The 22068-nt window shown below is 65.0% G+C and carries 21 protein-coding genes and 1 pseudogene; 4 read left to right on the plus strand and 18 right to left on the minus strand.

Annotated features, from left to right (window positions below; all coding sequences use genetic code 11):
- Positions 1-21 precede the first annotated feature (21 nt).
- The 16 genes and pseudogenes from DW352_RS16400 to DW352_RS16470 form a co-directional block, all read right to left on the minus strand.
- Positions 22-2187, minus strand: coding sequence for a chemotaxis protein CheA (locus DW352_RS16400; RefSeq protein WP_115692347.1), 2166 nt, complete (start codon positions 2185-2187; stop codon positions 22-24).
- Positions 2188-2216: 29 nt separating this feature from the next.
- Positions 2217-2582, minus strand: a complete 366-nt coding sequence (locus DW352_RS16405) for a response regulator (protein ID WP_115694447.1) — start codon at positions 2580-2582, stop codon at positions 2217-2219.
- Between the two features lie 189 nt (positions 2583-2771).
- Positions 2772-2963 (minus strand): annotated as a pseudogene (locus tag DW352_RS27585) (STAS domain-containing protein); the annotation flags it as partial.
- A 20-nt stretch (positions 2964-2983) separates the two neighbouring features.
- Positions 2984-4060, minus strand: coding sequence for a protein-glutamate methylesterase/protein-glutamine glutaminase (locus DW352_RS16410; RefSeq protein ID WP_115692348.1), 1077 nt, complete (start codon positions 4058-4060; stop codon positions 2984-2986).
- The gene (locus DW352_RS16415) at positions 4057-4704 is read right to left on the minus strand and encodes a chemoreceptor glutamine deamidase CheD (protein ID WP_245434147.1); all 648 of its coding nucleotides are present in this window, start codon (positions 4702-4704) and stop codon (positions 4057-4059) included. The genes DW352_RS16410 and DW352_RS16415 overlap by 4 nt, the downstream gene beginning before the upstream one ends.
- Positions 4701-5585 (minus strand): CheR family methyltransferase, encoded by an 885-nt coding sequence (locus tag DW352_RS16420; RefSeq protein WP_115692349.1) that lies wholly within the window; start codon positions 5583-5585, stop codon positions 4701-4703. Before DW352_RS16420 ends, DW352_RS16415 begins: the two co-directional genes overlap by 4 nt.
- Before the next feature lie 55 nt (positions 5586-5640).
- Complete coding sequence (locus tag DW352_RS16425) at positions 5641-6201, minus strand: chemotaxis protein CheW (RefSeq protein ID WP_115692350.1); 561 nt, start codon at positions 6199-6201, stop codon at positions 5641-5643.
- Between the two features lie 309 nt (positions 6202-6510).
- On the minus strand, positions 6511-8325 hold the full coding sequence (locus DW352_RS16430) for a methyl-accepting chemotaxis protein (RefSeq protein ID WP_162827006.1): 1815 nt from the start codon (positions 8323-8325) through the stop codon (positions 6511-6513).
- A gap of 88 nt (positions 8326-8413) precedes the next feature.
- Positions 8414-8965 (minus strand): chemotaxis protein CheW, encoded by a 552-nt coding sequence (locus DW352_RS16435; RefSeq protein WP_115692352.1) that lies wholly within the window; start codon positions 8963-8965, stop codon positions 8414-8416.
- 298 nt (positions 8966-9263) lie between these two features.
- On the minus strand, positions 9264-9671 hold the full coding sequence (locus DW352_RS16440) for a RidA family protein (RefSeq protein ID WP_115692353.1): 408 nt from the start codon (positions 9669-9671) through the stop codon (positions 9264-9266).
- A 6-nt stretch (positions 9672-9677) separates the two neighbouring features.
- A complete protein-coding gene (locus DW352_RS16445) occupies positions 9678-11327 on the minus strand; it encodes a benzoate-CoA ligase family protein (RefSeq protein ID WP_115692354.1) in 1650 nt (549 codons plus the stop codon).
- A gap of 1 nt (position 11328) precedes the next feature.
- Positions 11329-12489, minus strand: coding sequence for an acyl-CoA dehydrogenase family protein (locus DW352_RS16450; RefSeq protein ID WP_115692355.1), 1161 nt, complete (start codon positions 12487-12489; stop codon positions 11329-11331).
- Positions 12490-12620: 131 nt separating this feature from the next.
- On the minus strand, positions 12621-13424 hold the full coding sequence (locus DW352_RS16455) for an enoyl-CoA hydratase family protein (protein WP_245434482.1): 804 nt from the start codon (positions 13422-13424) through the stop codon (positions 12621-12623).
- Between the two features lie 2 nt (positions 13425-13426).
- Positions 13427-13915 (minus strand): MarR family winged helix-turn-helix transcriptional regulator, encoded by a 489-nt coding sequence (locus tag DW352_RS16460; RefSeq protein ID WP_245434148.1) that lies wholly within the window; start codon positions 13913-13915, stop codon positions 13427-13429.
- On the minus strand, positions 13912-14676 hold the full coding sequence (locus DW352_RS16465) for an SDR family NAD(P)-dependent oxidoreductase (RefSeq protein ID WP_115692357.1): 765 nt from the start codon (positions 14674-14676) through the stop codon (positions 13912-13914). Before DW352_RS16465 ends, DW352_RS16460 begins: the two co-directional genes overlap by 4 nt.
- Before the next feature lie 394 nt (positions 14677-15070).
- On the minus strand, positions 15071-16003 hold the full coding sequence (locus DW352_RS16470) for an ABC transporter substrate-binding protein (protein WP_245434483.1): 933 nt from the start codon (positions 16001-16003) through the stop codon (positions 15071-15073).
- A 215-nt stretch (positions 16004-16218) separates the two neighbouring features.
- Here DW352_RS16470 and DW352_RS16475 point away from each other — a divergent pair, with 215 nt between their 5' ends.
- Genes DW352_RS16475 through DW352_RS16490 form a run of 4 tightly spaced genes read left to right on the plus strand, consistent with a single transcriptional unit; the run spans position 16219 to position 19700 of the window.
- A complete protein-coding gene (locus DW352_RS16475; RefSeq protein WP_425374614.1) occupies positions 16219-17082 on the plus strand; it encodes an ABC transporter ATP-binding protein in 864 nt (287 codons plus the stop codon).
- A 1-nt stretch (position 17083) separates the two neighbouring features.
- Positions 17084-17866 carry an ABC transporter permease gene (locus DW352_RS16480; protein WP_115692359.1) on the plus strand — a complete coding sequence of 261 codons (783 nt, stop codon included), beginning with the start codon at positions 17084-17086 and terminating at the stop codon, positions 17864-17866.
- The gene (locus DW352_RS16485) at positions 17863-18642 is read left to right on the plus strand and encodes an ABC transporter permease (protein WP_115692360.1); all 780 of its coding nucleotides are present in this window, start codon (positions 17863-17865) and stop codon (positions 18640-18642) included. The genes DW352_RS16480 and DW352_RS16485 overlap by 4 nt, the downstream gene beginning before the upstream one ends.
- An 11-nt stretch (positions 18643-18653) precedes the next feature.
- Positions 18654-19700 carry a 2,5-dihydroxypyridine 5,6-dioxygenase NicX family protein gene (locus tag DW352_RS16490; RefSeq protein ID WP_115692361.1) on the plus strand — a complete coding sequence of 349 codons (1047 nt, stop codon included), beginning with the start codon at positions 18654-18656 and terminating at the stop codon, positions 19698-19700.
- Positions 19701-19790: 90 nt separating this feature from the next.
- Here the strand turns inward: DW352_RS16490 and DW352_RS16495 are convergent, their stop codons facing one another.
- Together DW352_RS16495 and DW352_RS16500 are read right to left on the minus strand one after the other, a co-directional pair.
- Positions 19791-20783: a 3-hydroxybutyryl-CoA dehydrogenase gene (locus DW352_RS16495; protein ID WP_115692362.1), complete on the minus strand. Its 993-nt coding sequence runs from the start codon at positions 20781-20783 to the stop codon at positions 19791-19793.
- 160 nt (positions 20784-20943) lie between these two features.
- A complete protein-coding gene (locus DW352_RS16500; protein ID WP_115692363.1) occupies positions 20944-22032 on the minus strand; it encodes an NAD/NADP-dependent octopine/nopaline dehydrogenase family protein in 1089 nt (362 codons plus the stop codon).
- Between the last annotated feature and the right edge of the window lie 36 nt (positions 22033-22068).

Genomic DNA, 22068 nt, shown 5'->3' on the forward strand with positions numbered 1-22068 from the left:
CGCCGAAGCGGCAGAAGACGCTCAACTTACAAGCGCCGGTTCGCTGGCGCGCGAACGGCCGCCGGTGAATGAATACGATTGGGTGACGGCGAGTTCCGACAGTTTCTCGACATCGAGAATGAGCGCGACGCGGCCGTTGCCGAGAATGGTCGCACCCGCGACACCCGGAACGGCGCCGTAGCTCTCTTCCATGCTCTTGACCACCACCTGCTGATGACCCAGCAGTTCGTCGACGATGATGCCGAGACGGGTGCCGTCGCCGGCGTCGGCGATGATCACGACGCGCTCGTCGGACTCGCTGTTGTCCACGCCCATGTCCAGCAGATCGCTGAGATGCACGACCGGCACGAGGTTGCCGCGAAGCTGCAGCAGGCCGCGCCCGCCGACCAGATTGTGGATGTCACTGCGCGACGGCCGCAGACACTCGACGATCGCCGACATCGGCAGCACGTAGGTCTCGTGGCTGACCTTGATCACCATGCCGTCCATGACGGCGAGGGTGAGCGGCAGCGCCAACTGCAGGGTCATGCCGCGACCGCGCTCGGATTTGATGGTGATGCGGCCGCCGACGTCCTGAATGTTGCGGCGAACGACGTCCATGCCCACGCCGCGACCCGAGATGTCCGAGATCGTCTCGGCGGTCGAGAAGCCGGGCATGAAGATGAGATTGTTGATCTCGTCCTCGGTGAGCACCGCGTCCGGGCTGACCAGCCCCTTTTCGCGCGCCTTCTTGAGCACGCGGTCGGGATCGATGCCGCCGCCGTCGTCGCGAACCTCGACCACGATGCGGCCGCCGCGATGCTCGGCGCTCAGGCAGATCGTGCCTTCCTCGTTCTTGCCGGCAGCGGCGCGGGCAGCCGGCGATTCGATGCCGTGGTCGATGGAGTTGCGGATGATGTGGGTGAGCGGATCGCCGAGGCGCTCGATGATCGAGCGATCGACCTCGGTGTTCTCACCGTGCATCTCGAGCTGGACCTTCTTGCCCGTCTTGGTGGCAAGCTCGCGCACCAGGCGCGGCATGCGCTGGAAAACCGCGCCGATGGCCTGCGCGCGCATCGACATGACGCTGTCTTTGAGCTCGCGCGTGTGGTGGATGACTTCGTCGAGGATCTGCGTCAGGCGGCTGCTGGTGTCCTCCGGCAGATTGTGCACGATCTGGCCAAGCATTGCCTGCGCAATCACGAGTTCGCCGACCATATTGACGACGCGATCGATCTTCTCGACCTCGACGCGCATCGTTGTGGCCGCGGCCTTCTGTGCCGCGGGCCGCGCAGTCGCTTCCGCCGGCTCTATCGAGGGTGTCGGTGCCACGGGCGCAACGCTCGGCGCCTGATGAACGGGCAGGCTCGCGACCGGGGGCTCGGCAGCCGGCGGAGCAGTGAATGCAACCGGCATCGGCGCCGGCTCGGGCGCGACCGGCTGGTCTAGCGCAATCTCGACTTCGCATTCGGCGACAAACTCGAAGATCTCCTCGATCTGCTCGCGCGAGGCTTCGGTGACCAACGTGCCGGTCCAAGTCACGTAGGGCCGGTCGTGTTCGATCTCGTTCAGCGGCGGGATCTTGCCCGTCTCGGCCGTCAGCGTCAGCGTGCCGAGCTTCTGCAACTCGCGGATGATGCTCAGCGGCTCGCTGCCACGGCGCAGCATCTCGGGCTGCGGCTGGAAAGCGATACGATAGGTCTGCTTGCCGTCGGCCGGACCGCCGGCCACGTCGTCCATCTGGTCCGCCATCACCGGCATGAAATCGAGGCCCTCGAAGTCGGCCGGGGCCGGGTCGCCGCCGTCGTGATCGTCGCCCTCGGTCTTGCCGAGCAGGCGCTCGAGCGCGGCGCGTGATTCGTGGCCGTAATCGGCGGGGATCGCCTCGCCCGCACGGGACATCGAGATGAGGTCGGTCAGGACGTCGTTGGCCGGCAACAGGACGTCGACGATGTCGGGCGACGGCGCCAAGGTGCCGTCGCGCATGGCGTCGAGCACCGTCTCGAACACGTGCGCAAAGCCGACGAGGCTGTCGAAGCCGAAAATCCCGGCCCCCCCCTTCACCGAATGGACCGAGCGGAAAACCGCGTTGATCGTATCGTCAGAGCCGTTGCCCTGACGAATATCGGTCAGACCGCCTTCGATCTGCTGCAGCGCTTCGCTGCATTCGTCGAAGAACGTGTTCTTCAGCTGGTCCAGAGTGGTCATAACTTAAGTCCTTCGCTCAACCGCGAGCCTCAAGGGGATACTTTGTGAATGGTCGCAACCAGTTGTTCCGGATCGAAAGGCTTCACCAGCCACCCGGTCGCACCGGCGTCGCGCGCGATGTTGCGCTTCGAGCCTTCGCTTTCCGTCGTCAGAACGAGGATCGGCGTCCTGTCATGCACCGGCAAACTGCGCATGTGGCGGATGACGCCGTAGCCGTCCATCTTCGGCATGTTGATGTCGGTGATGACGACGTCGAATGTTTCCTTGTCGAGGATGCCGGCGCCTTCCTGACCGTCCACGGCCTGATGCACCTCGAAGCCGGCGTCCAACAGCGTCAAACGGAGCATGTCGCGGATGGTCTTCGAATCGTCGATCGTCAGGATGCGCTTGGCCATGGCTGCGGGCTCCACGGGCTGGGGTTCAGGCTCGGCCTGGTCCGTTTCGGGGGCGATGCTGATCTCGTCGGCAATCGCTTCGGGCGTCGTCTCGACTTCGATGACATCCGCGGTGCAATGCGCGGTTATGTCCAACCCCAGGTCAGCGAAGGCGTCGAGAAATGCCGGTGACGGGCGCTGGATCTTGACCTCGGCGCTGGCGACCGCCGCCATGATGATCTGAGCGCAAGGCAACGTCACGGCATCGACATCGGCGGCATCGAGGCGGAGCTTCGGCGCCGCCTTGAGCGTCTGACGAACGGTGCCGAGAAACGCCTCGGCAGCGCCGAGATCGAGCACCGAGGGAAGCTTGTAAAAGGCGATATCGTCCTGGGGACCCATGTTCCTGCCGTCCGTATGTCCTATGCCGCGCCCATCGAATGCGAGCGCGTCGTGCCGCTCCCCTCGCACACGTCCAAAATCGCGTCCGACATGCGCACCAACGAGAACTGCTTCATGACGGCGCCACGCTCGAAGGCGGCGCGCGGCATGCCGTAGATCAGCGACGACTGTTCGTCCTGGCCAAGCGTATGCACGCCGGCCTTGCGCAGTTCGAGCATGCCTTCGGCGCCGTCTTTGCCCATGCCGGTCAGAATGACGCCGACCGCAATCGCCGTTGCGGCTTGCGCCGCCGAACGGAACAGCACGTCGACGGAGGGACGATGCCCCGATACCGGCGGGCCGTCGGAGAGCACGCAAACGTTGCGACCATTGCGGCGGCCGAGCTGCAGGTGATGCGAGCCGGGCGCGATGTAGACGTGGCCGGGCTCGATCACCTCGTCATGCACCGCTTCGGACACGGCCATCGGGCATTCGCGGTTGAGCCGCTCGGCGAAGGCCGCCGTAAACCGCGGCGGCATATGCTGAGTGATCAGGACGGGCGGGCAATCGGACGGCAGCCCCATCAGCACGACCTTGAGCGCTTCGACACCGCCCGTGGAGGCGCCGATGACAACGATCTTGTCATTCGATCCCCGCGCGCGCGCTGGACGCGGCGACTGAGTCTTGGGCGCGCCGGCGTGGCGCATGCCGACCTTGGTGCGGGCCGCGCTCTTCACCTTCGTCTGGAGCTCGCCGGCGAAAACCTCGTTGATGTCGCCGGACGGCTTGGCGATGAAGTCGACGGCGCCGATTTCCAGCGCTTCCAGCGTCGCTTCGGCGCCGGCTTGCGTGAGCGTCGACACCATCACGACCGGCGTCGGACGCAGCGTCATGATCTTGCGCAGGAAGGACAGGCCGTCCATGCGCGGCATCTCGACGTCGAGCGTGACGACATCGGGATTGAGCGCCTTGATGCGATCGCGCGCCACGATCGGGTCCGGCGCGCTGCCCACGACTTCGATCTCCGGATCGGACGAAAGCAATGTTGTCAGCAACTGCCGCATAACCGCGGAGTCGTCGACGATCAGAACCCGGACCGGCGCACTTGCTTTGTTCATGTTTCACCAAAGAGCTGGATATCGCCCGTAGTCTTCTGGGACAGGAGTCGCTTGCCGTAATCGCGCTCCTCGCGATTGACGGTGAAGGTGTCGCTGGTGCCGAGCAACTTGCGCACGACGCGGCCGGTCGACGGGTAGTAATGGATGCGCCGCGGCAGCGAGCCGCCAAGGTCCTGCGCCGCGCAGCGGAAGCCCTCGGCCTCGAGATAGCGCAGCACGAACTCCGCATTCTCTGAGCCGATGGCGTTGCTCGTGTCCGTGACGTTGCCGCCGCCGAAGACCTTGACTTCCATGCGGTTGCGGTCGGCCCCCGCCTTGATCAGCTCGTTGATGAGCTTCTCCATGGCGAAATTGCCGAAGCGCGCCGAACGGGAGTCCTGTCCCCAGTTGCCCGAATTGTGATGTGGCAGCATGAAATGGTTCATGCCGCCGATGTGGGCGATGGGATCGCGGATGCAGGCCGCCACGCAGGAGCCGAGCACGGTGACGAGCAGCTCGTCCGGCTTCTTGGTCACGTAGTATTCGCCGGGGAAGACCTTGACCATCCAGGCCTGCGCCTGCGCGTCGAAGATCCGCCGTCCGCTGACGGCTTGCACGCAAGGATCGCTCTGGACGCTCGCCCGCTGCTGCATGACCGCGCTCACCCGACTTTCCGATAGATGGTGCGGCCGACGGGTTTCAGCTGCGGATGGTTGCCGGTGAGCGATTCGGAGTGGCCGATATAGAGCCAGCCACCCGGCTTGATCTGATTGGCAAAGCGCTCGATCAGATTGGCCTTCGTCGGCCCGTCAAAATAGATCATGACGTTACGGCAGAAGATGGCGTCGAACAGCCCGCGAAACGGCCACCGCTCCATGAGATTGAGGCGGCGGAAAGTGATGAGCGAGCGGACGTCGTCTTCGACCGTGACCTTCTCCTGCCCGTCGACGACGATGTTCTTGAAGAACGATTGATAGCCGTGGGGCACGTCGGTCGTCGCATTGGGCGCGAACTCGCCGCGTGCGGCCTTGGTCAGAATCTCGGTGTCGATGTCGGTCGCCAGGATCTTGACGTCGCGGTTATGGAAGCTGCGCAGCTCCCGCTTGAGTACGACGGCGATGGTGTAGGGCTCCTCGCCGCTCGAGCAGCCCGCGGACCAAATGCGCATCGAACCAGCACGGGCGCCGGCCTGTGCGTAGGGCGCGGCCACATGCGAACGCAGATGATCGAAGTGGTGGTCTTCGCGGAAGAGCTTCGTGTGGTTGGTCGAGATAGAATTGATGAAGTTCTCGATCTCGCGCGCGTCGTTCGCCACCAGTTCGCGGTATTCGCGGAAAGTCTGGAGCTGGAGGACGCGGAGCCGGCGCGACAGCCGGCTGTAGACCAGATTGCGCTTGGCATCGGACAACGAGATGCCCGCATGCTCGTAAGCGAGCTTGGCCAGCCCCTTGAAATCCTCGTCCGAGAACGAGAATTCGCGAAGAGAGGCGGCCGCCGGCGCATTCTGAATGAGCGCTGAGGTCGCCCCGTGAGTGTTTTTCGACATCAAGCGTCTTCCACTTAATCGTCTGCGCCGAGAGCTTCGCCAGCCTCCGATATCGTCAGGCCGCCGCGGCCCTGAAGCCGGTCGAAGCTTCCGGTTCGTCGCCCAACTGCATCGCGAGAAGATTAGGCAGGTCGATCAGCGCGATCATGCCCGCTTCCGTCGTCACGAGACCCGAGAGGAAGCTGACGCGCGAGGACTGGGCGACGCGCGGCACCGGCTTGATCTGGGTCTCGTCCAACGAGACGATGTCGAGCACGCGGTCGGCGAGTAGGCCGATCGGCTTGCTGGCGATTTGCACGATGATGACGATGTGCAGCGGCGTCGCCTTGGTCAGGCCCTGACCGAAGCGGCAGCGCAGATCGACGATCGGCACGATGACGCCGCGCAGGTTGAGCACGCCGCGCACGTATTCCGATTGCCGCGGCAGCGGCGTGATATCGGTCCAGCCCTTGATTTCGCGCACCGCCATGATGTCGACGCCGTACTGGTCGTCGCCGATGGCGAAGCTGATGAGTTGCGTCGGAAGCGCCGCCACGCGCGCTGCGTCGGCGGCGGCCCATTCATTCGCGCCCGCCTGGCTCGCGGCGGAGGACGAAGCGACCGGTGACTCGCTCATGATAGCTGCTGACTCGCTCTTGCGGATTTCGAAGAAAAACGCGGGTGGCCGACAGGAACTTCCAACTGCGCAGATTGATGGGGCGCGCTTGCGGATTGGTTAATGCCCCCTACCGAAAGGGTTGAATGTCATGTTCTTTTTCGAAAAAAGCGGTTGTCGATAAACTGCGATAACAAGCTGCCTGACGTTGTCCGCCTGTTGGCGTCGGCGACGCCGTCGAACTACTTCAAGGCGCCGTAAAAAAGCGACGGCCGCACCCGCCCGGCATGGCGAGTACGGCCGTCAAATCAGAGCCGCTGCGCGGCTGGATCAGAAGTCTTTCCACTCCGGCTCGGCATCGAGCGCCGTCGCCAGCGCCGTCTGCATGCGGCCTACGGGGCCGCCGCGGCCGGCCGATGCCGCGCGCTTTGCCGGAGCGGCAGCCGCCGGCTTGCGCGCCGGCGCAGCCTTCGGCGCTTCCGGCTTGGTCACCACCGGCATGGACATCTCGACGGACGCCTTGGCCCGTTTGGGAGCGGCGACGGCGGCGCTGTCGATCTTGAAGAACGCGACGCGCTCGTCCATCGACTGCGCTTGCGTTTCCAGCGCCTTGGCGGTGGCGGCGTTTTCCTCGACGAGAGCTGCGTTCTGCTGCGTCGCCTCGTCCATCTGCATCAGCGCCTTGTTGATCTGGTCGAGACCCGAGGCCTGCTCGTTGCTGGCGACGGCGATGTCGGCGACGAGGTCGGCCACGGTCTTGACCGAAGCCAAGATCTCGCTGAGCGCCGTGCCGGCATGGTTGACCAGGTCGACGCCTTCCTGGACTTGGCCGTTCGAGTTGGTGATGAGCTCCTTGATGTCCTTGGCCGCCTGCGACGACCGCTGGGCAAGGCTGCGCACCTCGGAGGCGACGACGGCGAAGCCACGGCCGGCCTCGCCGGCGCGAGCGGCTTCGACGGCCGCGTTGAGCGCAAGCAGGTTGGTCTGGCGCGCGATTTCGTCGATGACGCCGATGATCTCGGAGATGCGGCGCGAGGACTCTTCGATCTTGGCCATGGCATCGACGGCCTTGGCCACGACCTTGCCGCCGCGGTCGGCGACGTTGCGCGCTTCGCTCGCCGAGCGATTCGCCTCTTCGGCGTTCTCGGCGCTCTTGCGCACGGTGGCGGAGATTTCCTCCATCGCGGCCGTGGTTTCCTCGAGCGAGGCGGCCTGCTCTTCCGTGCGCTGCGACAGATCGGTGGTGCTGTGCGAGATCTCGCCCGAGGCGCTGTTGACCTCCATGGCCGACATCTTGATCTCGGCAATGGTGTCGCGCACGCGCACGGCCATGGCGTTCACCGCCGTGGCGATCTGGCCGACCTCGTCCTTGCGGCCGACGCCGTCGACCCTGACGTTGAAGTTGCCGGCGGCGAGTTCGTTGATGGGCGACACCAGGGCGATCAGCGGCCGCGCGATCGAGATCGAGCCGAAGATGGCCGCGCCGATCAGCACCAGGACCGCGATGGCACCCATGGCGTAATTGAGCGTCTCAGCCGAGGTCATGGCCTGAGCCGCCGTGGCGACCTCTTGTCCGGCAAGCGCGTCGGCCGACTTCACCGAGGCGGTGATCAGATCGTCCATCTCGACGGCCATCGGCACGAGCCGTTCGCGGCCGATGCGCGTGATCAGCTGATTGAGTTCGGCGGTGCGCGAAATGGCGTCGAGCTGACGTTCCTCGATCGTCACCAGTTCCTTGCGCGCCTTCACGATCTCCTGGCTCGCCGCCATGTACTGGTCGGCAATGGCCTTGACCTTCTCGACCCGCTCCCGGCTTTCACCGGCCGGCAGCTTGGTCATCAGCGGTCCGAGATAGTCCTCGACCTCTTTGCGCCGCTCGTCCAGCGCCTTGGTGGAGCGCTCGAGCTCCGCCGAGGTCATCGCGAGGCGGACGTCACGGCCGGCCACCTGCAAGCCGCGCAGGGACGACTTTGCGTTGACCAGCTGCAACTCGATGTCCTGGTAAATGGAGGCCTGCGACTGGGCCGAACGCACGGACACATTGCCGAAGGCGAGGCTGAGGATCATGCCGACCACCAGCAATATGCCGAGGCCGGACATGACCATGAGCTTGGTGCCGATGCGAATGTTCGAGAGGCGAATCATCGTCGTCATTCCTGATGTCAGTGCGGTTCAAGACGTCAGCGTTGGCGGCGGGCCGGAAGGCCTGACCGGGCGCTCGCGGCGTAGCAGATCACGCCGCGGTCGCCTGGGGCTGTCCGGCGGTCTCGGCACCATCGCCGAGCTTGATCGAAAGCAGGTTCGGAAGATCGATAAGGGCAATCATGCCGGTCTCGTTCGTCACGAGGCCGGAGAGGAAATTGGCGCGCTGCGTCTGCGCGGCCCGCGGAACCGGTTTGATCTGGCTGTCGTCGAGCGAGACAATGTCGAGCACGCGGTCGGCGAGCAGGCCGATCGGCTTGCTGGCGATCTGCACGATGATGACGATGTGCAGCGGCGTCGCCTTGGTCAGGCCCTGGCCGAAGCGGCAGCGCAGATCGACGATCGGCACGATCACGCCGCGCAGGTTGAGCACCCCACGCACGTATTCGGCCTGACCGGGCAAGGGCGTAATGTCGGTCCAGCCCTTGATCTCGCGCACCGCCATGATGTCGACGCCGTACTGGTCGTCCCCGATGGCGAAGCTGATCAACTGCGTCGGGAAAGCCGTCGTCCGCGCACCATCTGTGGCCCAATCATTCTGAGCGGCGCTGGGCTGCGGAGGAGCAATGGCCACGTCGTTCATTGGCAGTACTCACCTGTGCTTTTTCGTTCTTGGGCACGACTTGCGTGCGTAGCAATTGCACAAGAGCACAATGCAATTTCTGTTTGGTTAAATACCGCGACATTTCTGATTGTGATTTAATGTTTTCGGAGAGAAACAAGGTAATTGTATAAAACGCATTAAGAGAAAATCATCGTCTGGCGCCACGCATCGGACGCGCAAGACGACCCGGCCCCGCGCGAGGGTCGCGCGAGGCCGCCGAAAGCCAAAAAGCTAATAGGGCTAAAAGGAGTGCCGGCCTTCCGCCGAACGAGGACGCTCAGTCTGGAATGACAGCGGTCGCTTCGATCTCGACCTTGGCGCCTTCCTCGAGAAGGCCGGCCACCACCAGCAGCGTCATGGCCGGGAAATGCCGGCCGATGACGCGACGATAGGCCGCGCCGATCTCCGCCTGCCGGCTCACATAGGCAGCCTTGTCGGTGATGTACCAATTGACCCGCACGAGATGCTCGGGCTTCGCGCCCGCCTCGGCCAGCACCGCGACGATGTTGGACAAGGCCTGCTCGATCTGCGCGACGAAGTCGTCGCCGACGAGCTTGGCTTCCTTGGTCCAGCCGATCTGGCCGGCGACGTAGATCTGCCGGCCTTTGGCGGCAACGCCGTTGGAATAGCCCTTCGGCGCGGCCCAGGACTTCGGATTGAGAAACTCGAGCTTCGATTCGGTCATGATTACCTATTGATGTCGCAAGCGGAAACGCTGGATCTTGCCGCTTTCCGTCTTCGGCAAAGCCTCCACGAAGTTCACGGCACGGGGATATTTGTACGGTGCGATCGTCGCCTTGACGTGGTCCTGCAACGTCTTGCGGCAGAGTTCGTCGCCGACCACACCCGCCTTGAGCACGATGAAGGCCTCGACGATCTGGCCGCGCTCGCCATCCGGCGCGCCGATCACCGCGCACTCGGCGACATGCTCGTGCGTGAGCAGCGCCGCCTCGACCTCCGGGCCGGCGATATTGTAGCCGGCGGAGACGATCATGTCGTCGGCCCGCGCGACGAAATGGAAGCGCCCGTCTTTGTCCTGCATGAAGGTGTCGCCGGTCAGGTTCCAGCCTTCCTTGACGTAGCCGGTCTGGCGCTTGTCGGCGAGATAACGGCAGCCGATGGGACCACGCACGGCCAAGCGGCCGACCTCGCCCTGCGGCAGGTCCTTCATGTTGTCGTCGACGATCTTCGCTTCATAGCCGCCGACCGGACGCCCGGTGGCGCCGGCAACCGAATCGCCGATCCGGTTGGTGATGAAGATGTGCAGCATTTCGGTCGAGCCGATGCCGTCGAGGATCGGCTTCTTGGTCTTCTTGGTCCACTCCTCGAAGACCGGGGCCGGCAGCGTCTCGCCGGCCGACACCGCGATGCGCAGCGACGACAGGTCGGCCGTGCCCTTGTCGAAGGCGGCCAGCATCGCGCGATAGGCGGTCGGCGCGGTGAAGCAGATCGTCGCCTTATAGGTGTCGATGATCTGCATCATGTTCGGCGGCGAGGCGTTCTCGAGCAGCGTCGCCGTGGCGCCGAAACGGAGCGGGAAGATCGCCAGTCCGCCAAGACCGAAGGTGAAGGCCAGAGGCGGCGAACCGACGAAGACGTCGTCGGGCGTGACCTTGAGGACTTCCTTCGCATAGCCGTCGGCGATCATGAGGAGGTCGCGATGAAAGTGCATCGTCGCCTTCGGCTCGCCGGTGGTGCCGGAGGTGAAGCCGAGCAGCGCCACGTCGTCGCGGCCGGTCTTCACCGCCTCGAAGGTCACCGGCTTGTCGAGCGCAACGCGGTCGAGCTCGGCGTCGTGGTTCGACGTGCCGTCGAACGAGACCACCTGCTTGAGGAACTTGCTGTCCTTGGCGCAGGCGATGAGCTCGTCGGCGATGCGGCTATCGCACAAAGCCAGCGAAATCTCCGCCTTGTCGACGATCTTCTTGAGCTCGCCGGCGCGCAGCATCGGCATGGTGTTGACGACGACGGCACCGACCTTGGTCGCGGCGAGCCAAGCGGCCACCAGCGCCGGATTGTTGCCCGAGCGGATGAGCACGCGATTGCCGGGCTTCACCCCGTAGTTCTCGACCAGCGCATGCGCCAGCCGGTTGGTCCAGTCGGTGAGCTCTTTGTAGGTGCGGCGGCGGCCGTTGCCGATCAGCGCGATGCGATCGCCAAAACCGCGCTCGACATTGCGGTCGGTCAGCTCGACCGCCGCATTCAGATATTCCGGATACTGGAATTCCGGCCGGTCGAGCAGCAGCTTCGGCCACAGATCGAATGGCGGAAGATTGTCGCGTGCGAAAGTGTCGACATGCGCCGTCGGACCAAGCGGTGGATTACCCCAAGCCAAAGCCATCTTAACGCTCCGATGAAGAGAGAACTGCCCGGGCAATGACGAGTTTCTGGATGTCGGACGCGCCTTCGTAGATGCGCAAGGCGCGGATATCACGATACAGCATTTCGACCGGATGGCCGGAGCGCACGCCGTCGCCGCCGTGGATCTGCACGGCGGTGTCGATGACGCGCTGCGCGGCTTCGGTCGCGTAGAGCTTGGCCATGGCGGCTTCTCGCGACACCCGCGCGGCCCCCATATCCTTGGTCCAGGCGGCGCGATAGATCAGCAGCGCCGCGGCGTCGATCTCGAGCGCCATGTCGGCGATATGCGCCTGCACCATCTGCAGGTCCGCCAGCGCGCCGCCGAACATCTTGCGCGTCGACGCGCGCTGCACCGCCTCGTCAAAGGCGCGGCGCGCGAAACCGAGCGCGGCGGCGCCGACCGTGGTGCGGAACACGTCGAGCGTCGACATGGCGATCTTGAAGCCGTCGCCGGCCTTGCCAAGCAGCGCGTCGGCGCCGACGCGGCATTTGTCGAAGCGCAGCCGGCCCAGCGGGTGCGGCGCGATCACGTCGATACGCTCGGTGACCGACAGGCCGGGATTGTCCGCGGAGACGATGAAGGCCGACAGGCCGCGCGCGCCGGGCGCCTCGCCGGTGCGGGCGAAGACGACATACAGGTCGGCGATGCCGCCGTTCGATATCCAATATTTCTCGCCGTCGATGACGTAGCCGTCGCCGTCGCGGGTCGCCGTGGTGGTGATGTTGGCGACGTCGGAGCCCGATGGCGCTTCCGTCAGCGCAAAAGCGGCGATCGCCGTGCCGGCGCGCGTCTTCGGCAGCCAAGCCGCTTTCTGCGCGTCGTTGCCAAAGAGCGAGATCGGCCCGGCGCCCAGCCCCTGCATGGCGAAGGCAAAGTCGGCGAGGCCGCCGTGACGCGCCAAGGTTTCGCGCGCCAGCGCCAGCGTCCGCACATCGATGCGCTCGCTGCCGTCGACGCTCGGCGCCGTGTGCTTGAGCCAGCCGTCCTTGCCGAGCCGCGCCACCAGCGTGCGGCACGCGGCGTCGGTGTCGTGGTGATCGATGTCGGCGACATTGACCGCGGCCCAAGCGTCGAGCTTCTCCGCGAAGGCACGGTGGCGATCCTCGAAGAACGGCCAAGTCAAAAAGCTACGATCGGGCATGGCCAGCTTACCTTGCTCCGCTCATTCCCGCGCAAGCGGGAAGCCGGTTTAATCTCTCATTGAGCCACCTCAGCGCTGGGTCCCCGCATTCGCGGGGACGAGCGGGGATGGGACGGCGCCACGGCATCGCGTCAGTTCCCCTCGAACTTCGGAGCCTGCTTGGCCACGAAGCCCTCATAGGCGCGGCGGAAATCCTGCGTCTGCATGCAGATCGCTTGCGCTTGCGCCTCGGACTCGATCGCCTGCTCGAGCGACATGGACCATTCCTGATTCAGCATGGTCTTGGTCATCATATGCGCGAAGGTCGGGCCTTCGGCGAGGCGCTTGGCAAGCGCCAGCGCGTCGTCAGCAAGTTGCTCCGGCGCCGTCAGCTTGTTGAAGAAGCCCCAGCGCTCGCCCTCCTCCGCGCTCATGGCGCGGCCGGTGAACAGAAGCTCGGCGGCGCGGCCTTGGCCGATCACGCGCGGCAACATCGCGCAGGCGCCCATGTCGCAACCGGCAAGGCCGACGCGCGTGAACAGGAAGGCGGTCTTGGCGGCGGGCGTGCCGATGCGCAGATCGCTGAACAGCGCGATCATGGCGCCGGCGCCGGCGCAGACGCCGTCGACCGCGGCGATGATCGGCTGCGGGCAGGCCTTCATCGCCTTGACCAGATCGCCGGTCATGCGGGTGAATTCGAGGAGCCCCTTCATGTCGCGGTCGAACAGCGGGCCGATGATGTCGTGTACGTCGCCACCGGAGCAGAAGTTGCCACCATTGGACCCGAACACGACCGCGCGGATGTCGTCGGCATAGACGAGCTTGCGGAAGGTGTCCCGCAGCTCGGCATAGGATTCGAACGTCATCGGATTCTTGCGCTCCGGACGGCGCAAGTTGATGATCGCGGTCGTGCCGTCGACGCGCCAATCGTAATGATCGGGCTTGAAGTCCTTCATCATCATAATGTCGCTTCTCCATTGCGCGTGCGCCGCGCAAGTCCATCGAGATCGCCGATCACGCGCTCGGCCTCCGCCGGATCGAAGTCGGCGAGCAGTTCGTCCACCCAGCCCTCGTGCACCTTGGCGATGCTGGCGAAGTAGGAGGCGCCCTTCGGCGTCAGCCGCACGATGAAGGAGCGGCGATCGGTTACCGGCGCTTGGCGCGCGACCAGCTTCTCGGTGACGAGGCGATCGATGATGCCGGTGACGTTGCCATTCGACACCATGAGGCGGCGCGACAATTCGGTCATGGTCATGCCGTCCTCGGTGCGCGCCAGCGCCGCCATCACGTCGAACTGCGGCATCGTGACCGAAAACTCGCGGCGCAGCCGTTCGCGCAACTCCGTCTCGATCGCGCGCGCCGACCGCAGAAGCCGCAGCCACAGGCGCAGCCGCAGTTTGCTGGCCGGTCGGGATACAGTCTTCTCGCGCAGCTTGGCGACGGTCACGCCGGACCTCCGGCAATGGCGATGGCCTGGCCGTTGATCGAGTCGGCTTCCGGAGAGCACAGCCACAGCACAGTGCTTGCAACCTCTTCCGGGGTGATCAGGCGGCCGTGCGGATTGTCCTTGGCCAAGGTCGCGCGCGCCTCGTCGGCGCTGCGGCCGGTCTTGGCCGAAATGTTGTCGGCGGCGCCCGCGAGCAGCGGCGTATCGGTGAACCCCGGACACACCGCGTTCACCGTCACGCCTGTCGGCGCAAGTTCGACGCTGAGCGCGCGCGCGTAACCGACGACGCCATGCTTGGCGGCGCAGTAGGCCGAGACGTAAGCGTAACCCTTGAGGCCCGCCGTCGACGAGATGAAGACGATGCGGCCATTAGTCTTGGCGCGGGTGACGTCGGCGAGCGCCGAACGCACGGTGAGAAACGATCCGGTGAGATTGACCCCGATCGTCTCTTCCCACAGCGCCAGGCTGGTCTTGCCGGCAGGCGCGCTCGGCGCGACGCCGGCATTGGCGATGACGATGTCGATCGGCCCGTGCGCCGCGCGCGCGGCCTCCACCATGGCGGTGCAATCGGCCTCGCGGGTGATGTCGGCGACGACGGCGCTCGCCTTCGGCAACTGCGCGGCGAGCGCCTCGAGCGGCTCCTTGCGGCGGCCGACCAGCGACACCGCCGCGCCGGCGCCGGCGAGCACCTTCGCGATCGCCGCGCCGATGCCGGTACCGCCGCCCGTGACGAGCGCATGCCGATGGTCGAGAACGCCCATCAAATAACCCCCGACGCAAACGCCGCCGCGCCGCGACTTTTCGCGCCGCAACAACGTTCAAGAAGTGAGGAGCGCCTGGCTTTCGCCGCCTAAAAGCCGCCCCGGAAGCCCTGGAGCCTGAACAGGCTCGCCGGGCAAAAGGCAGGATGCAACAGGCGGAAAGATATTACAAACATAAAATATTTATGCCTAAAATAACCGCAGCGCCAAAGGCGCCGGTGGCATGCTTGCTGCATGATTTTCGGGGGAATGTCCGGCCGTCGCGGCGCAAGCGCACGAGGGTCGGATCGTCAGGGTAGGTCGAGCGCGCGTGAGCGAGGACTGCATGATCGCTGCCGAAGCCGTCCGTCGCCGCGAGGCCATGGCTCGCGGCGACGTTTCTTGCGTGGCCGGCTTACTCGATCGGCGCGGTGACCGGGCCCTTGAACACACTGACGTCGATGCGCTTGCTGACCATGCCGGTCTGCGCATAGACGTCGGCCATCGCCTGGATGCCGTCGAAGTTCGGCTTGGCGCCGGGCTCGCGGGCGAAGTCGTTGCTCTTGAGCAAGTAGGTGTCGAGCACCTGGATCGGCGCCTTCATCTGCTCGTTGACGACCTTCAAGGTCTCCTCGCGATTGGCGACAGCGAGCTTCATGCCGCGCGTGATGTCACGCACATACATCTTCGTCAGTTCGGGGTTCTTGTCGACGAAGTCCTTCCGGCACGCTTCGAGGATGTGCACGATGTTGGGCAGCGCCTCGGACAGCGACAAGAGCTTGCGCAGGCCGCCTTTGGCTTCGGCGAGCGCGGCGAAAGGCTGGTTCATGTTGACCGCGTCGACGCGGCCGGTACGCACGGCCTGCTCGGACAGCGGGAAGCTGACCTCGACCCATTTCACGTCCTTCTCGGGATCGACGCCGTTCTTCTTCAAGAGCACGTTGAGCGGGCCCTGCGTGCCGGCGCCGATGACGTTGATGCCGATGGTCTTGCCCTTGAGATCGGCGACGGTCTTGATCGGGCTGTCGTCCTTGACCGCCCAATAGACCGAGAAGCTGCCCGGCCGCTCACCGACGTGTTGCGCCACGACGTAAACCGCGAGCGAGTTGTTGGCGGCGCCTTGCAGGATCGGCAGCACGCCCTGCGTCGCGCAATCGAGCGCGCCCGCTTGCAGCGCCTGCGACATGACCGCGGTACCCTGGAATTGCGACCATTCGATCTTGTACTTCTTGCCGAGGTCGGGGAATTGATCCGGCCGCCGCATCATCCAGTACTTGGCCTCTTCGGCCGGAATGGTCCATCCGACGCGGATGGTGGGAATGTCCTGCGCATGCGTCGGCAGCGTCATAAACGTGCCGGCCGCCAAGCCAAGCAACGCAAAGAACCGTTTCATCGAAAGTCCTCCGGTATCGGTGTGAATAGGCACCACAAGGCCGCGCGGGCCTGGCCGACATGGAACGATGACGGCCGCAAGTTCGCAAGCTCTCATTTTGATCGAACCGCGGCGCATCGTGCTCGCCAAATGGCCAGCGCGCTTGCGGACCGCGATTGCGCCATCCGGCGATGGGGTTATTAATGGACGCGCCGCCACAACAGATCAGCACGCCGGCACGCGGCAATGGAAAGACGCAATTGATGCAGACACCGTCGAACGCGATGATCGACATTGCCTCGGTATCGAAGACCTACAACACGTCGCAACGCGGCAGCCATCTGGCGCTCGACGACGTGAACCTCACGATCAACGAGGGGGAGTTCGTCTCGATCCTGGGGCCGTCCGGCTGTGGCAAATCCACGCTGCTGTATATGGTCGGCGGCTTTGTCAAGGTCAGCGCGGGCAGCATCACGGTCAAAGGCGCGCCCGTCACCGGCCCCGGCCCCGATCGAGGGCCGGTGTTTCAGGAATTCGCGCTGTTTCCGTGGAAGACGGTACTCGAGAACGTCATGTACGGGCCGCTCGAACAGGGCATGCCGAAGAAGGAAGCCGCAGCCTGGGCGCGCCAACTGCTGACGATGGTGCACCTCGCCAAATATGAGAGCTTCTATCCCAAGGAGCTCTCGGGCGGCATGAAGCAGCGCGTCGCGCTGGCGCGCACGCTCGCCTACAAGCCGAACATCCTGTTGATGGACGAGCCGTTCGGCGCGCTCGACGCCTATACGCGCACGCGGCTGCAGAACGAACTGCTCGACATCTGGGAGCGCGACCGCAAGACGGTGATGTTCATCACGCATAGTGTCGAGGAAGCGGTGTTCCTGTCCGACCGCGTCTACGTCATGACTCCCTCACCCGGCCACATCCGCAAGGTCTACGAGATCGATCTGCCGCGCCCGCGCGTGCGCTCCGAGCTGCTGCTCGATCGCCGTTATCAAGACTACGTAGTGTCGATCGAGCGCCTGCTCGACGAGCAGGACAAGGAGTTCGCCTGAGATGTCGCGCGCTCTGTCGCTGCCGGGCGTACCGCCGCTGCTCGCGTGCATCGGTCTGCTCATCGTCTGGGACATCTTCACGCGCGCCTTCGCCATCGAGGGCCTGCCGCCGCCGCTCGACGCCCTCCGGCAGTTGCCGGGCATCCTCACCGACCCAGAAGCGCTGCTGAACATCGCGGATTCGCTCAAGCGCATGGCCATCGGCTTTGTCCTGGCGGTGGCCTTCGCCATGCCGATCGGGCTCTGGATGGGCCGCAGCCGGCTGGCCGCGGCCGCGTTCAACCCATTGTTCATGGTCATCTATCCCGTGCCGAAGGCGGCGCTGATGCCGATCATCATGCTGTGGCTCGGCGTCGGCGACGCCTCGAAGATCCTGGTGATCTTTCTCGGCGTGTCGCTGCCCGTCGTCTATCACTCGTTTCAAGGCGCCAAGGCCGTCGAGGAGAAGATGCTGTGGTCGGCCGCCGCGATGGGCGTCGGACCGATCGGCCGCATGTTGCGCATCGTGCTGCCGGCGACCTTGCCCGAGATCATGGTCGGCTGCCGCACCGGGCTCGTGCTCGCACTGATCACGATGGTGACCAGCGAAATGATCGCGCGGCAAACCGGCATCGGCAACATCTTCTTCACCGCACTCGACATGGCGCAATACAACGACGTCTACGCCATGATCATCCTCATCGGCGTACTCGGCTTCGTCTGCGACTGGGCGTTCGAGGCTGTCCGCCGCTGGCTCGTGTCATGGGCCGATTCGGCGCACACCATTGCCGTGGGGTCGGTATGAATACGATCGCGCTTCGCCGCAGCGTCACCGAGGGGCTCGCGGGCCTCGTGCCGGTGCTGTGCATTCTGGTGCCGTGGTACATCCTGTCGGCGGGCCATTTCGTGCCGCCGGCATTGCTGCCCTCGCCTGTCGCGGTGTTCGTCCGCTTCGTTCAACTCCTCGGCGATCCGGCCTTTCTGCACAATGTCGGCGTGACTTTGTTCAGACTGTTCACCGGCTTTGGCATCGCCGTCGTGCTCGGTGTCGCGATCGGCATCCTCGCCGTCGGCAGCCGCGTTGTCGGCGCCGTGGTCAAGCCGCTGGTGCGGGTGCTGGCGCCGCTGCCGAAGATCGCGCTCTATCCGGCGCTGGTGCTGACGCTCGGCTTCGACCACTCGTCCAAGGTAGCGCTGGTCGTCGCCGACGCACTGTTTCCCATCCTGCTCGCGACCTATCAGGGCGCGGTCTCGGTCGATCCGAAGCTCGTCTGGTCGGCGCGTGCCGCCGGCACCTCGTCGACACGCTGCCTGTTCACCGTCGTGCTGATGGCGGCCCTGCCGTCGATCCTGACCGGCGCGCGCATCGGCCTCGTCATCTCCTGTATCGTGGTGTTCCTGGCCGAGATGATCATGTCGACCGACGGCCTCGGCCAGATGCTGGTGAAGGCCGGCCGCACCTTCCAAACGGTTGACATGTTCGTGCCGATCATCGCCATCTCTTTGCTGGGGCTCGCGCTCAATGGGCTGTTCAATCTCTTGAGTGCCCGTCTGCTGATCGGGTTCTCGACGCGCAGCTAGGAGACTACGTCATGTTTGCCGACCGTATCGAAGGCAAGTGGATCGACGCCTTCACCGAGCTGTTCGAGAAATGCGCGGTGAAGCCGGGCGACACGGCGGCAATCCTGTCGGAGACCCAATCCCGGCCGATCAACGTGCATCTCGCCGAGCTCGCTTTGATGCGGCTCGGCGCCAAGCCCTTCCACATCGTCGTGCCGACGCCCCGCAATCCCTATCCCGTGCCGGTGCGCTCGACCGGCTCGAGCGAAGCGATCGGGCGCCTGGCGCCAGTCGTCTCGGCCTTGTCGCAGGCGGGCTTCGTCGTCGACTGCACGCTCGAGGGCCTGATGCATGCGCCGGAGACGCCGGAAATTCTCAAGGCCGGCGCGCGCATCCAGGTCATCTCCAACGAGCATCCGGAAGCGCTTGAGCGCATGCGTCCCGATCCGGCGCTGGAAAAACGCGTGCGCGCCGCCGCCAAGATGCTGCGCTCGTCGAAGCGCATGACCGTGACCTCCGCCGCCGGCACCGATCTCAAGGTCAACATGGAGGGCGCCTCCACCGTCGGCGTCTGGGGCTGGACCGACAAGCCCGGCACGCTCGCGCATTGGCCGGGCGGCATCGTCGTGAGCTTTCCCAAGAGCGGCACGGTCGACGGCACCCTGGTGCTCGACCGCGGCGACATCAACCTGACCTTCAAGCGCTATCTGCAGGACCGCATCGCGCTGACGCTGGAGAAGGATTACGTCGTCAAGATCGAGGGCGAAGGCCCCGATGTCGAGATGATGCGCGGCTATTTCGCCGCCTGGGGCGACAAGGATGCCTACGCCGTGTCGCATGTCGGCTGGGGCATGAACCCCGGCGCGCGCTACGAAGCGCTGGCGATGTACGGCCAGCGCGACACCAACGGCACCGAATTGCGCGCCGTGCCGGGCAATTTCCTGTTCTCGACCGGCGCCAATGAGTTCGCCGGCCGCCACACCGCCGGGCATTTCGATCTGCCGGTGATGAAGACGACCATCACGGTCGACGACACCGTGGTGATCAAGGACGGCGTGATGCAGGATGTGTTTGGTTAGTCTCTAACGAGCACAACCTCCCACCCGTCATCCTTTGAGGCTCGCCCTTCGGGCTCGCACCTCAGGATGACGGTGAGAGGCTTGCCTCCTCTATTCTTTCTCCAACACCGGCGGCTTCACCAGATCGAGGAAGCCCAGCATGCCGACGAAGCTTTTGAGCCGTTCGGCCCGGTAGGCATCGAGATCGAGGTTCTCGTAATCGAGGAAGCCTTTGCGCGTGGTGAGGCCGATATGGCCCTCGCGCATGTTCTTCTCGATGATCTCCGGCGCGGCATAGCGGTCGCTATCGAGCGCCTTGGTGAGATAACGGCTGGCATAAAAGAGAATGTCGCCGCCGCCCCAGTCGATGAACTCCAAAAGCCCGAGCACGGCGAAGCGGAAGCCGAAGCCGTATTTGATCGCCTTGTCGAGTTCTTCCGGCGTCGCCACGCCTTCTTCCACCATGCGCGCCGCCTCGTTCATGGCGAGCGCCTGGATGCGCGGCACGATGTAGCCCGGCCGCGCGGCACAGACGACCGGCACCTTGCCGATATGCTCCAACAGCGCCTTGAGCTTCGCGGTGACGGCGGGATCGGTGTGCTTGCCCGGCGAGAGCTCGACCAGCGGCACGAGATAGGCCGGGTTGAGCCAATGCGCGTTGAGGAAGCGTTCCGGATGCGGCACAGCATCCGACAGGTCGTCGACCAGGATGGTCGATGTCGTCGAGGCGATGATCGGCTTGGGTCCGGCCAATTCGGCGCATTGCTTGAGCGCCTCGCGCTTCAAGTCGAGCACTTCCGGCACACCTTCGAAGATCACATCCGCCAACGAGAACGCCGCCTGCGCGCCGGCTTGCGGCACCACATGCACACGTGCGGCAATGGTCTTCGCGGCGCTGGCGTCGAACAGGCCGAGCTTGGCGAGCGTTGCCAGCGTGCGTTCGACCTCCGCCATCGCTTCGCCGGCGAGCTTCTGAAAGTCGGCCTCCGACCGCGGCTTGAAGTCGACCAGCGCGACATCATGGCCGGCATAGGCGAACACCACTGCGATGCCGCGGCCCATGCGGCCGGCACCGAGACAGGCGATTTTTTCGCGGATGGTCATTGCGCGACCCTTGGCATGAACGGCTCGGCTCTATCGTCCCCTCCCCCCTTGCGGGGGAGGGACAGGGAGGGGGGTGAAGGCACGCACGGAGAGAAGATAGGCCCCCCTCCCCCGCGAGGGAGGGAGGGAGCACGCCTCGTTCGTAGCGCGGCCCAGTTCACTAAAACCCCACGCGCAGCAGCGCCTGCAGTTGCGCGCGGTCGAGTGCGCCGAGGCCGAGCGAGGCCAACGGCCGGCCCGTCTGCATGAAGTCCTCGCCGCACACGGCGCCACCGATGGCAAGGAAGCCGCGCATCAGTTTGGTATCGACACCGGTGAGCGCGCCAACCGAGGCGAAGAACGACAGGCCGATGCGCGTGTCCTCGAGCATGTAGCGATGCTTCGTCAGCACAATATGCTCGCGCCAATCGCCCGAGTCGGTGAGCTTGTCGTGCGAACCGCGGCCGTACATCCACTCGGGGCCGGTCTTGGCGTAGTGGTCGGCCAGCGGGAAATGCGGCGCGCCATAGCCCAGCGCCTCGCGCACGGCGATGCGTTCGGCATCGAGCGCATCGGTGACGCGGCGGATCGAGACCTGCGTGCCCTCTTTATGAATGTCCCACTTGTCGAAGTGCTCGAGCGGGCCGGCATTCATGGTGATGAGCGGCGGATGGATGATCGGGCCGGCGTTCATCAGCGCGCCGGACAATGCGTCGCCGCAATCCTCGATGACGCCGGGGAACGCCTCGCCGATCACTTTGAGCGCGTGATCCTTCAGCGTCAGCGGGAACACACCCGTCGGCAGCCGCTTAGCGCGGATGGTGATGGCGACCTCGAACGGCCCATGCTTGCGCGTCAGCCAGGGCAAGGTACCGGTCTCGGCATAAGCGACCTTGGCCTTGTTGCCGGCTTCGTAAGCCGCCTTGGCGAAGATCACCGAACCGAACGTGCCCGGCGGCAGATAGACCACCTGGCCGTCGGTAAGATGCGGCGCCAAAGCCTTGGCGATGTCGTGCTGCGCGGTGGCCGGCGCGGGGCAGACGATCAACGCCGCGCCCTTCACCGCCTCCGCGATGTCGGTCGTCACCAGCGACAGCTTCGCCTCGTGCTTGCCGGCGAAGTCCTTGACGACGATGGTCGAGCCCGCGGCTTGATGCTTGGCAACGGCGTCGGCATCGCGGCGCCACAGGCGCGCGTCGTGACCGGCGAGCGCGAAGTCGCCCGCGGCGGCAAAGGAGCCGTTTCCGCCCCCGAGTACGGCAATACGCATTTCAGTTCTCCCAACTTCTCTCCACCGTCACGCTGA

It is taken from the genome of Pseudolabrys taiwanensis, from assembly GCF_003367395.1.
In the GTDB taxonomy this organism is placed as follows: Bacteria; Pseudomonadota; Alphaproteobacteria; order Rhizobiales; family Xanthobacteraceae; genus Pseudolabrys; species Pseudolabrys taiwanensis.